General features: G+C 53.5%; 13 protein-coding genes. 10 read left to right on the forward strand and 3 right to left on the reverse strand.

Going from position 1 to position 14159, the window contains the following annotated elements:
- Positions 1 to 4 precede the first annotated feature (4 nt).
- From KJW29_RS03875 to KJW29_RS03890, 4 genes are all read left to right on the forward strand, one after another.
- Positions 5 to 856, forward strand: coding sequence for a carbohydrate ABC transporter permease (locus KJW29_RS03875; protein ID WP_246608563.1), 852 nt, complete (start codon positions 5 to 7; stop codon positions 854 to 856).
- A gap of 132 nt (positions 857 to 988) precedes the next feature.
- Positions 989 to 2332 carry an ABC transporter substrate-binding protein gene (locus KJW29_RS03880; RefSeq protein WP_214628813.1) on the forward strand — a complete coding sequence of 448 codons (1344 nt, stop codon included), beginning with the start codon at positions 989 to 991 and terminating at the stop codon, positions 2330 to 2332.
- A gap of 19 nt (positions 2333 to 2351) precedes the next feature.
- Positions 2352 to 4010 (forward strand): MGH1-like glycoside hydrolase domain-containing protein, encoded by a 1659-nt coding sequence (locus KJW29_RS03885; RefSeq protein WP_214628814.1) that lies wholly within the window; start codon positions 2352 to 2354, stop codon positions 4008 to 4010.
- Between the two features lie 15 nt (positions 4011 to 4025).
- A complete protein-coding gene (locus KJW29_RS03890; RefSeq protein WP_214628815.1) occupies positions 4026 to 4928 on the forward strand; it encodes a glycoside hydrolase family 43 protein in 903 nt (300 codons plus the stop codon).
- Between the two features lie 545 nt (positions 4929 to 5473).
- Here the strand turns inward: KJW29_RS03890 and KJW29_RS03895 are convergent.
- Entirely contained in the window at positions 5474 to 6559 is a 1086-nt protein-coding gene (locus tag KJW29_RS03895) for a copper resistance D family protein (protein ID WP_214628816.1), read from the reverse strand.
- Positions 6556 to 7167, reverse strand: a complete 612-nt coding sequence (locus tag KJW29_RS03900; protein ID WP_214628817.1) for a copper resistance CopC family protein — start codon at positions 7165 to 7167, stop codon at positions 6556 to 6558. Before KJW29_RS03900 ends, KJW29_RS03895 begins: the two co-directional genes overlap by 4 nt.
- Positions 7168 to 7440: 273 nt before the next feature.
- Here KJW29_RS03900 and KJW29_RS03905 point away from each other — a divergent pair, with 273 nt between their 5' ends.
- Positions 7441 to 8793 carry a hemolysin family protein gene (locus KJW29_RS03905; RefSeq protein ID WP_214628818.1) on the forward strand — a complete coding sequence of 451 codons (1353 nt, stop codon included), beginning with the start codon at positions 7441 to 7443 and terminating at the stop codon, positions 8791 to 8793.
- Between the two features lie 134 nt (positions 8794 to 8927).
- Here KJW29_RS03905 and mnmA read toward each other — a convergent pair whose 3' ends face one another.
- On the reverse strand, positions 8928 to 10064 hold the full coding sequence (mnmA, locus tag KJW29_RS03910) for a tRNA 2-thiouridine(34) synthase MnmA (RefSeq protein ID WP_214628819.1): 1137 nt from the start codon (positions 10062 to 10064) through the stop codon (positions 8928 to 8930).
- A gap of 157 nt (positions 10065 to 10221) precedes the next feature.
- Here mnmA and cymR point away from each other — a divergent pair, with 157 nt between their 5' ends.
- From cymR to KJW29_RS03935, 5 genes are all read left to right on the forward strand, one after another.
- Positions 10222 to 10641 (forward strand): cysteine metabolism transcriptional regulator CymR, encoded by a 420-nt coding sequence (cymR, locus tag KJW29_RS03915; RefSeq protein ID WP_087566460.1) that lies wholly within the window; start codon positions 10222 to 10224, stop codon positions 10639 to 10641.
- Between the two features lie 10 nt (positions 10642 to 10651).
- Positions 10652 to 11815 (forward strand): cysteine desulfurase family protein, encoded by a 1164-nt coding sequence (locus tag KJW29_RS03920; protein ID WP_214628820.1) that lies wholly within the window; start codon positions 10652 to 10654, stop codon positions 11813 to 11815.
- Between the two features lie 16 nt (positions 11816 to 11831).
- The gene (locus KJW29_RS03925) at positions 11832 to 12368 is read left to right on the forward strand and encodes a PRC-barrel domain-containing protein (protein WP_214628821.1); all 537 of its coding nucleotides are present in this window, start codon (positions 11832 to 11834) and stop codon (positions 12366 to 12368) included.
- 12 nt (positions 12369 to 12380) lie between these two features.
- A complete protein-coding gene (locus KJW29_RS03930; protein ID WP_087566457.1) occupies positions 12381 to 12593 on the forward strand; it encodes a hypothetical protein in 213 nt (70 codons plus the stop codon).
- Between the two features lie 251 nt (positions 12594 to 12844).
- Complete coding sequence (locus tag KJW29_RS03935) at positions 12845 to 13915, forward strand: AI-2E family transporter (RefSeq protein WP_214628822.1); 1071 nt, start codon at positions 12845 to 12847, stop codon at positions 13913 to 13915.
- Positions 13916 to 14159: the final 244 nt, after the last annotated feature.

Here is a 14159-nt window from a genome sequence, read left to right on the forward strand (position 1 = left end):
GGGCATGACTACCGCAACTACTATGAAAACCAGACTTGCCGGGCCGCTCAAGCATCTGCCCGTCATCGCTTTGGGACTGCTGATGATTTATCCCGTGTTATGGCTGATCGCCAGCTCCTTCAAGCCGAATCAGCTCATCTTCTCCGACCCTTCCTTATGGCCCGCTACGTTTACGCTGGACAATTACAAGAACGGCTGGGCTGGTTTTCAGGGGATTTCGTTCGGCCGATTTTTCGCGAATTCGTTTGTCATCTCCATCCTTAGCGTGCTTGGCAACGTTATAACTTGCTCGCTTGCGGCGTTCGCGTTCGCCAGGCTAAAGTTTTCGTTCGGCAAGCTTTGGTTCGCCCTTATGCTTGTGACGATCATGCTGCCTTACCATGTAACGCTGGTGCCGCAATACGTCATCTTTAACGAGCTGCACTGGATCAATACGTATTACCCGCTCGTCCTGCCGAAGTGGCTGGCGACCGACTCGTTTTTTATTCTGCTTATGGTGCAGTTTATTCGGGGGATACCGAAGGACCTCGACGAAAGCGCGACGATCGACGGCTGCAACTACAAACAAATTTATTTCCGCATCATGCTGCCATTGCTGACGCCGGCGCTTATTACAACCGCGATCTTTACATTCATCTGGACCTGGGACGACTTCTTTAGCCAAATGATATATCTGAGCGATATTCGTCTGTTTACCGTGCAGCTCGGGATTCGGGCGTTGTTCGACCCAAGCGGTTCCTCGGACTGGGGAGCGCTGCTGGCCATGTCGGCCTTGTCCCTGCTTCCGATAACGGCCGTATTCCTCGTCTTCCAGCGTTACTTCCTGGAAGGCATCGCGACGACGGGATTAAAGTAAAGCGGGCGAAGGCACCCGAAAAAATGATAAGTCAAGTGCCGAAGGAATGGTATGCCGCTTCCTTCGGTCATTCGGTAAGATGACGTTGTAAGGCGAATTCAAATCACATTTACGATATTGGGGGAGATCAACATGTCCAAACGTCAATTAGCAGTAGGTGCGGTTGTCGCGATCAGCATGCTGGCTACGGCTTGCTCGGGAGGAACGGGAGCGGGAGGCGCGGCAAGCAGTTCGCCAAGCCCCGACAGTACAGGCGGCAGCAACGCCGGCGGAGGAGAGCAGGTAGAGCTGCGCGTCATGTGGTGGGGAGATCAGGCGCGTGCCGATATTACGAACCAGGTCCTGAAGCTGTTCATGGACAAAAATCCGAACATCAAGGTCATCGGGGAATTCGCTCCTTCATCCGGATACTTCGACAAGCTGAATACGCAGCTTGCATCCGGAACGGCAGCGGACGTCTTTTTCCTGGGAGGCAACGTTGTCGATTACGCGAACAAGGATGTGCTGCTGGACCTGACGCCGTACGTCGGCAATGAACTGGATCTCTCCGACATGGATCCCGCGATGATTCAATATGGCACGCTCGCCGACAAGCTGGTCCATGTATCGGCAGGCGCGAATGCAAGGGGCATCGTCGTAAATACGAAGTTGTTCGAGCAAGCGGGCATTCCCGTGCCGCAGGACGGCTGGAACTGGGACGATTACGCCAGAATCAGCAACGAGATCGCGGCCAAGCTTGGCGATGGCTACTACGGCACGTATAACTTCACGTTCGAGGGCATGGACATCGCCTACAAGCAGAACGGCGCCCAGCTCTACGACATGGCGGCCGGCAAGCTCGGTTTCGAGGAGAAAAACGCGCTGGACTGGTTCGGCTACTGGTCGAAGACGTCGGAAGGCGGCGGGGTTGTAACGCCGGAGCTTGCGGTATCGCATCCAATCGATGATCCCAGCAAATCGTTGATCACTTCCGGCAAAGCCGCGATGAACCTCATTCCTTCCAATCAGCTCGGAGCTTATCAAGGACTGACGGAAGACCCTCTGACGATGGTGCAGCTGCCGAGAGGACCGAAGGGAACCGGGGTCGTGTTCGAATCCAGCCAAGGTTTGTCGGGTTATGCGAAGACGGAGCATCCAAAGGAAGTCGGTATGCTGATCAGTTTCTTTATTAATGATCCGGAAGCGGCGAAGATTCTCGGCAACAACCGCGGCGTGCCCGTAACGTCGAAGAACCGCAGTCTGCTGGAAGCGGAAGCGAGCGACGTAGACAAAATCGTATACGATTACACAAGCCGGGTATCCGACGCTACGAAAACCGAGCCGTTCGCGGTCAGCTACAATCCTCCGGGCAACGCCGAATTCGAGAAGATGGGCAAAACAACGGTGCAGGAAATCGGTTTCGGACGCAAGACGGTAGAGCAGGCGGTCAAGGATTTCTACCAGAACGCGGTCAAAATTTTAAATAGCAACCAATAATGGCAGGTGATCTCTCATCATGAATGAACAATTGCTGGAAAAATTACGAAACCGTAATATCCGCGAAAGGTTCGGTTCGGCGAACGGTCTAAGTCCCGAGCACGAAGCGGTCGCGGCAGAATGGGTGGCAGGGGGCGTCGCGTTTGCGGCGTCCTCCGGCCAGTTGGAGGAGACGCACGGCAACGCGATGAGATCGCTGCTGAGCTGCATCGTGCCTACCGGCGCAAGCGGGACGCCTATCCTGCACGAGGGAGGCGTGTACCGGGGCTGCTGGCTGGAGAGCACGGGCACGATCAATGCGGAGCTGCTGTCGCGGTTCGTGCCTTCCGTCGCGGAAGCGACCTTCGCCTCGTTTGCCGAGCATCAGCGGAAAGACGGGTTAATGCCCTACAAGGTTACGGAGCATGGTCCGGCCTTCCGGCAAATTCAGCTGGTGACGCCGCTTGCGAGATCCGTATGGAATCATTACCGTCTTAATGGCGGCGGCGAAGCCTTTCTTAACCGCATGTACAGCGCCATGGAGCGCTACGATGACTGGCTGATGCAGTACCGCAATACTCGCGGAACCGGCTGCATCGAGGCGTTTAGCACATTTGACACGGGGCATGATCTATCGCCGAGGTTTTGGCATGTTCCGGATACGCCGCACGGAGGAGATCCTGCCTCTGTCGATCCTAATTCGCCCGTTCTCCCGTTTCTCGCGCCGGATCTGACGGCCAACGTCTATTGCCAGCGTTTGTATCTGGCCAAGATGGCGGAGACGCTCGGTCTTCCGGATTCGGGATGGGGCGTCAAAGCAGAGCAGACATTGGAGGCTCTTTTCGGTTATTGCTTCGACGAGCGGGATCGGTTCTTTTATGACCGCGACCGTCATGAGCGATTCGTGCGTATTCAGTCCGACGTATTGCTGCGGGTAATGGCTTGCGAGGTTGGAGACCGCGGCTTCTTCGACGAGATGCTTGGGCGGTATTTGCTCAATACGCGCAAGTTTTTCGCCAAATATCCTTTTACGTCTATCGCCATGGATGATCCCAGATTCGACCCGTCCTCCGCTTACAACACCTGGGGGGGCACATCGAACTTCCTAAGCATCATCAGGGCGCCTCATGCGTTCGAGCTACACGGCCGCCATGTGGAGCTGACCTGGGTTATTCAGCCGATTCTGTCCGCCGCCGCTCGGATGAAGAGATTCGGGCAGACAATAAGTCCATGGACGGGGGAAGAAGGGTACACGGAAGCTTATTCGCCTTCGATCCTATGCGTGCTGGACTTCGTCGAAAGGCTGTGCGGCATTCGTCCTACGCCGGACGGCGAGTTATGGTTTACGGCCTTAAGACCGTACCCATTGGACCACGGCGAAGAAATCGCCGAAGAGACGGCATACAGCAGAACGGTAGACGGCATTCGGTTTGAGCTGGTAAACGGCAAAGAAGGCTCCGTGCTGTATCGGGACAACGCGATATGGATGACGTTCCCGGGCGGCATTAGGGTGAGGACGAACCGCAAGGGAGAGCTGCTCGGTTTAACAGGGATGTCCGTACAGAAGGTCCGCGGGGAAGTCGAGTGGAACGGGGCTCGGACTACTTTCGAAGTCAATGGCAATGAAGTGCTGGCTTACAGGGATGGAACGTTCGTCAGTGTTCAGGATATTGGCATCGTCTATCCAACGTACGAATAAGAGGAGGCACGATGCATGAAAACGCTGGAGGACATTCAAATTCGCGACCCTTTTGTCGTTCCGCTGGAGCGGGAGGGCCGATATTATATGTACGGCAGCACGGACAGCAACATTTGGGGAAAGGGAACGGGCTTCGATGCGTACGTTAGCGAGGACCTGGCAACGTGGGATGGACCGCTGCCGGTGTTCCGCCCGGATGAGAACTTTTATTCCGACACAAACTTCTGGGCGCCGGAGGTGTACCAGGTCGGCGAACGATGGTATATGTTCGCGACGTTCCGCCGCAAGGATAATGATTTGCTTGGCACGGCCGTACTGGTCGCCGAAAGTCCGCTTGGTCCCTTCGTACCGCACAGCGACGGTCCTGTAACGCCAGTGGAATGGAGCTCGTTGGACGGCAGTCTGCATCTGGATTCGGAGGGAAATCCCTGGATGGTGTTCTGCCACGAATGGCAGCAGACTGGGGACGGAGAGGTGCGGGCGGTTCGACTGTCTGCCGACTTGAAGCGGGCCGAGGGCGAGCCTATTCTGCTGTTCAAGGCTTCGGAGGCTCCGTGGACGACGCCATTCCTTCATAAACGTTATCCCGGGCGGAACAATTATGTAACGGATGGTCCCTATCTGTTCCATGGGGAGGACGGTGTGCTGAACATGTTATGGGCGAGCTTTATCGACAATCGGTACGCGCTGGGCCTTGCCCGTTCCCGTTCCGGGGACGTGATGGGGCCCTGGGAGCAAGCGCCGGATCCTTTGTATCGCGACGATGGCGGTCACGGGATGGTGTTCCGCACCTTCGGCGGCGAACGGCTGCTGGCCGTTCATGCTCCGAACCAAACACCGGACGAGCGGCCCATTTTTCTACGTCTCGAGGAAGCGGATGGCGGCATCCGGACAAACGGAAGGTATGCGCCGGAATGATTAAGTCGAACCAAAAGCAGGATGTATACTCGTGAGCCTCTAAGCCGCTATTGGGAGATCAATGTGTATGACATTTCATACACGCGAGCCCTGATAAGGTGAGTCTGGTGCCTTTGTGTATGAAAATTCATACTCGCGGGCTCTGAAAAGACGAGTTCGGTGCTATTGTGTATGAAATTTCATACTCGCGAGCCTCGAAGCCGCCAGTCGGAGCTCATTTGGTAAGCGTCAAGCTCTTCGAATATTGCAATCGTAAAGAGGATACTCCGCCTCCTCCTTGATATCAATTTCGCGAAGGTCTTTTCATTGAACATAGATGTGATTCGAATGAAATGAGAATCTCGAGTCCAGGTACTTTGAGCAAGTGGCGAAATGACGATGTATTGGCGCAAAGGCAAACCAATAAACCGCCGTCAATTTTGCGCAGGTTGAAGAAAATGAATGAGTCATCGGTGTCCTCTCCAAAAGAAATAGCCCTCAATCTTGGAATTCAAGATGAGGGCTATTTCGTATGTACTCGGGGTCAAAACTTAGGGGCGAAAATGTCAAGCCATAGAGAACATGGCGCCAAGATAGGCGAATACAGCCGCGAAAATGCCCATCGCCAACGCGAAGGCCGGGCGTCTGGCACGATACATCGCGATGATGCCGCCAAGCATAATAAGCGCTGCGGCAAATAGCATGAGACCGCTGCCCGTCCAGTTAAACGTAAAATCCATGTCCGGACTGTAAGGGGCTTGGAAGATGCGCGTGAACAACGGAGACGGAGATTCCACCTGCAGCGTCTCCTGCACGTTGTGCGGAGGCGCTTGCTGACCGAGAACAGCAGTAGCTGCAAGGACAAGCAGGGCAACTACGCCTTCTGCCTTGAGCCAAACCCTCGGGCTGAACGACTCGTTGTTCAGAGACATTTTTCGGTAGAGAAAGCCATTGGTAAACGCAAAGACGAGCAAAGGCAAAATTAGCGCATGCTTAAGCAAAAGCGCCTGACCGTACGGCAAGATCCAGGACTTGACATAGTCCTGCGTCGTAAAGGTCATGAGCGTAAAACCGGCTGCAAGTGTTAAAATAACGGCTCCTATGGCGACAGGGGAGAACCAGCCAAGGAACGCCGGCCAATTCCGGTCATCCTTGGCGAACCAGCCCGCAACGAACAGGATGCCAATCCATACCGTGAAGCCTAAGAAATGCGCCGTATGTATAATCAAACCTTTGGTGGGGCTCAACGATGAAGCATGGCTGGCATAACCTAACCAGACGATTAACAAAAGCGTTACGAACAATGCGATTTTGGGCATATGGCGGTCCTTGCGGAACGACTTGACGCCAAGCAGTACTATAAGTCCGGCAGAGCCGACGACTGTCCATACCCATGCTTTGCCGGAATTAACGTCGATCAGAATGCTGCGCATCATCTCTCCGTACGAAATCTCGAATTGGGTGGAGAACAACATGGCAAGATTATGAAGCGGAACAAAAGAAAGCACGGGAATCGCGGCAACGCATGCCAGCAATACGCCATCCGGCACATGTATGGATGGCCGAAGCCGCTCCGGTATGAGCCGGAGCAGCAGCGAGCCCGTCAAAATGGCAAAGCAGATGTAAAGTAAACCTTCGCTAATATAGATCATGGCTTCCTTCTTTTAAGGAGTACCGCCGCAACCGCTACGATAACGATAATACCGCCAATCGCGATCAAAGGCGACATGCCGGATTTGTCCTCGTTATTGCCGGTTTCCCCCGAATCCGGCGGCGTGGATGGCGATGGGGAAGGTGCCGATTCATTATCTTCCGTCGCAGCAGGCTCCTGGGTTGCGACAGGCTCTTCCGTCGCTTCCCCTTCAGTAGGAGCTACAGTGGCCGTTGGCTCAGGTGTCGCCGTTGCTGCCGGAGCAGCTATCGAGAAACCGTATTGGCCTTCGATGGCGTGTCCGTCTGCGCCGACAATCGTCCATTTGACGGTATAATCTCCGTTGCCGAGCGGAGCGTTCGGCCGATTGGACATCGTGTCGCCCTCCACCAGCGTCTCGCCAAGCGCAACCTCCGCGCCGCTTGCATCAAACAATTTGAAATTGCTGATTTTCTCGATTTGCGTGTCGTAAGTAAGCCGGATTTCCTGAGGCGCCGCTTCCGATGTGGAATCCTTCTCCGGTACGCTTTCCGTCAGCTTGGAGTGGGCAAGCGCCGCTTGCGGAAGCAGCCAGATAAGAGCCAGACAGATCAACAATATACGTTTCATAATCATTTTCCTCCTCTTTGCTATGTGGTGGTAATTATTGGCGTTCTGCGGGCAAGGCTCCTATCATTATACCAAAACAAAATCGCCGCTGACGAAACGTCCCCCATGAATTCGTTGCAGAGTCGTGAACTTTCTATGCTTCGTTTCGTTTACGACGTTCATAAAGGAAAAGCCGCCATGAATATATATCAATTATGATATCCAGTCGTCTGCAAGGGAGGTGGGCCTGCCGTCAGCCATGCTACCGGCATGCAGCGTCGGGCGGGACAACGTTTGAGTGAACCCTTATCATTAGGCTGGTTGTTTGTCGTCGTATTGGCCATCATTGGAATGTACGCTTTTTTTGTTGCGGCTCATGCGGCAATCACCTTTGCCCGAATGAACCGGGTTGAAGAGCTCGGGAAGGAGGATGGATTCCCTCGTCATCCGCTTGCGGGCGCAATATTGGAAAGTCGCGGGCTCTACGCAGCGGCATGTCGGCTGGGCAAGGCTATTGCCGTGATCGGATTAGGTTTGTTGTCGTATTGGGCAGCAGAAGGACGCGTCTCCCCATGGCTGGAAGAGTTAGGTGCAGGCTCTCCGGATACGTCATGGGTGTTGTCTTGTATCATCGTTTATACGATCAGCGTCACCTTGTTGTTCGTATTTGGGGAGTTGATTCCGCTAAGAGCCGTCGAGCGCAATGCGGAAGCTGCATTGCTTCGCATGGCCCGCCCGATCAGACTGACGTATATCCTGCTCCTGCCCGTGTTGCGCCTGCAATTGCGAATTGCGAACGTCTTTATGCCGATGTTGGGTATCGATCCGTCGAATGGTTATGGAGACGCACATACGGAAGCGGACTTGCGGACTCTTATGAAGGAAAGCCATCAGAGAGGTTATATCGACCAGACCGAGCTTACGCTTGTCGATAATATCTTCGAGTTCACCGACACAACCGCCCGCGAAATAATGATACCCCGCATCGACATGATTTGTTTGCGAGCAGGCCTCTCTCTCTCGGCGAACAAGGCTATCGCCATTGGGCACATGCGTACCCGATATCCCGTCTGCGAACATGATAAAGACAATATAACAGGTTTCGTTCATATTAAAGACCTACTCAAGGACGATCAGCGGCAATCCAGCGATCTGTCTTCGTTGATCCGTCCTGTAACGACGGTTCCGGAGAATATCCCCATTAGCGTTCTGCTCAAGCTGATGCAGAAGAAACGAAGCCAGATCGCCATTTTGATCGACGAATACGGAGGGACCTCCGGGCTTGTCACGCTGGAGGATATTATGGAACAGATCGTAGGAGATATTCAGGACGAATTCGATACCGAAACCCCAGGGATTATAAAGCGGGAGGATGGCTCGCATTCGATCAGCGGGCTTATGTTGATCGAAGAGGTAAACAGCTACTTCGGCACGGCGATCGAGACGGATGAGTTCGACACGATTGGCGGATGGATGTACGCAAGGGTCGACTTCCCGCCAAAGATCGGGCAGCATGTCGCCGTCGACGGACACTATGAAATGCTTGTTGAGGAGACATTGCATTTGCGCGTTTCTCGTCTTACTGTTCGCAGCTTGGAGGCTGGAGCCAGGCAGGGACAGTCCGACATTGTTTCGCTTGGCGATTAGCGATAAGCCAAACAGGACGAACCGATACTGCGGCTAATAACCACAGTTGGGTTCGTCCTATTAGAGGTAGTTCAAAAAGTCCGCTTTTGATCACGAAGTATACCAAGAAGCGTACTCGACATCGAATCTTGAATTCAAGCGAACTCCGGCAAGTCGGCGGGTACTTTGTTTACGACGTCGATCGTGCCGCCGCCCAAGCATTGTTCTCCGTCGTAGAAGACGACGGCTTGTCCCGGAGTTACGGCCTTTTGGGGCGTGTCGAAGTTAACGAGTGCTGATCCGTCGTTGCGGAGAGTCACCGTAACGCCTTGATCGGGCTGGCGATAGCGGAACTTCGCGGTGCACCGTAGCGGTCCTTCGCTCCCCCCGCGCGGCACAATCCAGTTGATGTCCGTTGCGATCAGACTCTCCGAATAAAGGCTGACATGTTTCTCCCCTTGAACGACGTACAGAATGTTACGCTCCAGATCCTTCTCCGCAACGAACCAAGGCTCGCCGGAGCCTGTCCCCGAACCGCCGATGCCAAGTCCTTGGCGCTGTCCGAGCGTATAATACATGAGACCGTCATGACGGCCCTTTTTCTCGCCGGTGCGGATATCGATCATATCGCCGGACTTGGCCGGCAAGTACCCGCTAAGGAACTCCTTGAAGTTCCGCTCGCCGATAAAGCAGACGCCGGTGCTGTCCTTCTTCTTGGCCGTGTACAAGCCGGCTTCTTCCGCGATTCTGCGCACTTCGGGCTTGGGCAGATGTCCGATGGGGAACATCGCCTTCGCAAGCTGATTCTGATTCAGCGCGCTCAGGAAGTAAGTCTGGTCCTTGTTGCCGTCCACGCCCCGCAGCAGGCGAGTCGTGCCGTCCGCATCGCGTTCGACGCGGGCGTAATGGCCTGTCGCGAGGTAGTCGGCGTTAAGCTCCAGCGCTTTGTTAAGAAAGTCGCCGAATTTGATCTCCCGATTGCACATTACGTCGGGATTGGGCGTACGTCCGCGCTTGTATTCGTCGAGGAAATAAGAGAATACTTTATCGTAATACTGCCGCTCGAAATTGACTGTATAATAAGGAATGCCGATCTGATCGCATACGCGGCGTACATCTTCGGAATCTTCTTCCGCCGTGCAATGACCGAACTCGTCGGTATCGTCCCAATTTTTCATGAATATGCCGATGACGTCGTAGCCTTGCTGCTTGAGCAGAAGAGCAGTCACGGAAGAGTCGACGCCGCCCGACATGCCAACGACGACGCGCGTATTCGCATTGTTCTTGACCAAAATAATCACCGCCTAATGGATTAAAGCATGCTCCATTGTACCATATCGACAAAAGTTTTTCATGAAAGAATAAAGCTTTTTGCACACGATTGGCAATCGATATGTTAACATATAAGGATGATGGGAATACAGTGTTTTATAGAGAGAGGTGCTATCAATGAAAATATCGACAAAAGGCCGTTACGGACTCACCATAATGATGGAGCTTGCAGCCAAATTCGGCGAAGGCCCTATCTCCTTGAAAAGCATTGCAGAGCGCAATGGATTATCCGAGCATTACCTGGAGCAGCTGGTCGCCCCGCTTCGAAACGCGGGGTTAGTCAAGAGTATTCGAGGCGCATACGGCGGATACATATTGTCCAAGGACCCCGCCGACATTACTTCAGGGGATATCATCCGCATTCTCGAGGGACCGATCTCGCCGGTAGACTTTACGGAAGAGGACGACCCTGCCAAGCGCAACCTGTGGCTGCGGATCCGCGACAGCATTGCGGAGGTGCTCGATTCCACGACGCTCGAGAACTTGATTAATTATCAAGACGCCGACAAAAAAGACTCCTATATGTTCTACATTTAAGGTGACGAATATGAACAACCATTATTTCGACCATGCCTCCACAACGCCCATGCATCCAGAAGCCGTGAGAACGATGGTAGAGCTGATGCAAGGCCCTGGCGGCAACGGTTCCAGCGTTCACGCGTACGGACGGGCTGCCAAAAGCCGAATCAGCCGTGCGCGTGATTCTATTTCTGCGGCAATCGGCTGTAAGCCAGGCGAGCTGATGTTCACCTCCGGCGGTACGGAGAGCAACAATGCCGCCCTGATCGGAGCGGCAACAGCTCAGCGCAAAAAGGGCAGAAGCCATATTGTGACATCGGCTGCGGAGCATCATGCCGTGCTCCATACCTGCGAATGGCTAAGAGACGAAGAAAATTTCGAACTTACGATATTGCCCGTGGACGAGTTTGGCAGCGTCGACCCGAATCAGGTTGCAGATGCGCTTCGGCCGGATACGGCGCTTGTCAGCATCATGCATGGCAATAACGAAGTAGGCACGCTTCAACGTATTGGGGATATCGGCGAAGCGGTCCAGGCTATCGGCGCGGTCTTTCATGTGGACGCCGTCCAGACACTTGGATTGATCCGCTACGAGCTTTCCCGGATGCCTGTCGATCTGATGAGCTTTTCCGCCCACAAGATAGGCGGGCCTCAAGGCGTTGGCGCATTGTACATAGCTGCCGGAACGCCTTTCGAGCCATTAATCCACGGTGGTTCGCAGGAGCGGAAGCGCCGCGCCGGAACGGAAAATGTTGCCGGAATCGCGGGATTCGCCGCCGCGCTTGACATTTGTGTGAACGAACGAGAAAAAAAGCAACCTTATTTGGACAAGCTTCGTAAGAAATGGGTAGAGCTTTTGCAGGCAGGCATTGGCAGCGAGTTAATTGTTATTAACGGCCATCCTGACCCGGCCTTTCAATTGCCGCATATTGTCAATATCAGCTTCTTGGGCTTGCAGACAGAGAGCATGCTTATGAATCTGGATATGGCCGGCATTGCAGCCGCAAGCGGTTCGGCATGCACATCGGGATCTCTGGAGAAGTCACATGTGCTCAAAGCGATGAACTTACCTCCGGAGCGGCTGGACTCGGCCGTAAGATTTAGCTTCGGATTGGGGAATACTTTGGAGGAACTGGAGGATGCGGCCCGGGCTGTCGTGGCGATCGCGGACCGTATCCGAAACAAAGGATAGGAGGATTCCTTCCAAAGTGATCAAACTCCAAAGGCTGATCGGGCTGCCGGTCATCGTAATCCATTCCGGGAAACTCGTCGGCACCGTCAAGGATGCTTGGTTCGACGAACATTGGCGTCTCAAAGGTTTAATCCTGGAGTTCGCCAAGTGGTTCGCCGCAACGGCGCGCGCGGTTTCATGGGACGATGTATTGACGTGCGGGGAAGATGCCGTTATCATCTCCAAAGAAGATGCGGTCATTGCCATGAAACCGAAAGAAGTGGGCCGGGCGTTTCACGCCGGCATTATCAAGTTGAAGGATCTGCCCGTCGTTACGGTGCATGGCGTTCAGCTCGGACGGGTGTCGGATGTTTATTTTTTCCCGTTTCAGGGTACACAGATAGTAGGCTATGAGCTTACAGACGGTTTTGTTTCGGATCTGATGGAAGGGCGTAAATGGCTGAAAGCGCCGAGTGATCCGGATGAGGTATTGCTCGGGGAAGACGCGATTATCGTTCCTGCTGTCAGTGAAGCGGAATTGGAGCCTGTCGCAGCTTCCAATTTCAGAGAATAGGGAGAAATGTTTATGATGAGATGTCCGAATTGCAATTCGAAAGATATCGGGAAGATAGGTTCCCACCAGTTTTATTGTTGGGGCTGTTTTATTGAATTGACGGTCAACGGCGAAAAGATGTCGGTTTACCAGGTCGAAGAGGACGGCACGCTTAGCTCGCTCGACGATTTGTTTTTTGAAGACGAGGCTGCTCACAATCACGTCCATGAACAGCTAAACGGATAATGAAGTAAAGGTCTTGGACTGCCATTATTTCCATGACTATACTCGAGGCGGCCGAAAGGCCGTCATTTAGTGTTTGTTCATAAAATGAAAAAACTCCCTCCCCCGTTCGGACATCCGGCTCGGATTATAAAGAGGATGATTCCCCCAACTTGTACATATACTGAACTAGATGCACGCACGATTGATGTCCGGGGCTTAAAGCAGCCTGTCTGACCAAAGATCGCGCTGCTGCAAGTTCGGGGGGTGCAGGGGTGGAACGGTTCACTAACAACAAGCTGTTCGTGTGGCTTGTCTACTTGATTCTCGGTCTTATCGCGATTTATTTCCTGCTGCAGTTGAAGCCGTTGTTCGCCACGATCTACGTCTTCCTCAAGGCGGTGCTGGGACCGTTTATTATCGCGATGATTATCTCCTACGTGCTTAATCCTATCGTGACCATGCTTCACGAACGCAAAGTGCCAAGAACGATCGCGGTGCTGCTCATCTATGCCGTATTCTGCGCGGCCATAGCGGTGCTGCTCGTCAATCTGATTCCCATGTTTGTGGGGCAAGTGCAGGAGCTCAATCATCATATTCCGGAATTGACGATGCGCGCGCAAAGCATCGTGACGGATCTCAATAATACATCGTTCTTACCGGAGAGTTTCCGCGATGGCGTGGACAAGGCATTGCTAAGTATCGAAAAGCGGATCTCGGAGTCGCTGCTCCATCTGGTCAACAATATCGGCTCCATGCTGAGCGCGGTGTTCGTAGTGTTCATAATCCCTTTTCTTGCGTTTTACATCCTCAAGGATTTTGATGTGTTCGAGCGCACCATCATTACGTATGTGCCGAAGTCCCATCGGAAGAACACGGTTCGCCTTATGAAGGACATCGACCAGGCACTTGGAAGCTATATACGAGGACAGTTCCTTGTCTGCGTCATCGTAGGCACGCTGGCTTACGGAGGGTATCTCCTGATCGGCATGCCGTACGCGCTCCTGCTCGCCAGCGTAGTGGCGATCACCAATGTCATTCCGTATTTAGGACCGTTCTTCGGCGCGGCGCCCGCGCTTCTCATGGCGTCCACCATCTCTCTCAAAATGATGATTTACGTGGCCATCGTGAATACGCTGTGTCAAATTCTGGAGGGCAACGTCGTCTCGCCGCAAGTCGTCGGGCGCACGCTGCATTTGCATCCGCTGCTGATCATATTTGCCTTGCTTGCGGGAGGCCAGATCGCCGGCATCGCCGGCATGATACTCGCCGTCCCGATCTTTGCGGCCTGCAAAGTGATTGTTCAGCATATGTTTGCCTATTATGTTAGGCGAAAGATCATTTGACAGCGATTCGAGGGACCGCTATAATTTGTGCAAGCATATATACAAATAAAGGTTCTAAAATCCGGTTTCAATATCTTGGATTTTTGAACGTCCTTAAAGCTATGATGAAAATAAGTAGGCTATTCAGAACCCGCCTGCCAGAGAGAGCGCTTCTTCGTTTCCATTGCCGCAAGGCGGAAAACGTCGGTTGAGAGAGCGCTTCTGCGGAGAATGGCCGAAAGCTGTTTTCGGAGCGTGAACGAAC

This window comes from Paenibacillus agaridevorans (assembly GCF_018604145.1).
Taxonomy (GTDB): Bacteria; Bacillota; Bacilli; order Paenibacillales; family Paenibacillaceae; genus Pristimantibacillus; species Pristimantibacillus agaridevorans.

Coding starts and splice junctions, on each gene's coding strand:
- KJW29_RS03900 (WP_214628817.1), bottom strand. CDS start 7,167: ATGAAACGTATATTGTTGATCTGTCTGGCTCTTATCTGGCTGCTTCCG.
- KJW29_RS03895 (WP_214628816.1), bottom strand. CDS start 6,559: ATGATCTATATTAGCGAAGGTTTACTTTACATCTGCTTTGCCATTTTG.
- KJW29_RS03890 (WP_214628815.1), top strand. CDS start 4,026: ATGAAAACGCTGGAGGACATTCAAATTCGCGACCCTTTTGTCGTTCCG.
- KJW29_RS03875 (WP_246608563.1), top strand. CDS start 5: ATGACTACCGCAACTACTATGAAAACCAGACTTGCCGGGCCGCTCAAG.
- KJW29_RS03920 (WP_214628820.1), top strand. CDS start 10,652: ATGAACAACCATTATTTCGACCATGCCTCCACAACGCCCATGCATCCA.
- KJW29_RS03930 (WP_087566457.1), top strand. CDS start 12,381: ATGATGAGATGTCCGAATTGCAATTCGAAAGATATCGGGAAGATAGGT.
- KJW29_RS03885 (WP_214628814.1), top strand. CDS start 2,352: ATGAATGAACAATTGCTGGAAAAATTACGAAACCGTAATATCCGCGAA.
- KJW29_RS03880 (WP_214628813.1), top strand. CDS start 989: ATGTCCAAACGTCAATTAGCAGTAGGTGCGGTTGTCGCGATCAGCATG.
- cymR (WP_087566460.1), top strand. CDS start 10,222: ATGAAAATATCGACAAAAGGCCGTTACGGACTCACCATAATGATGGAG.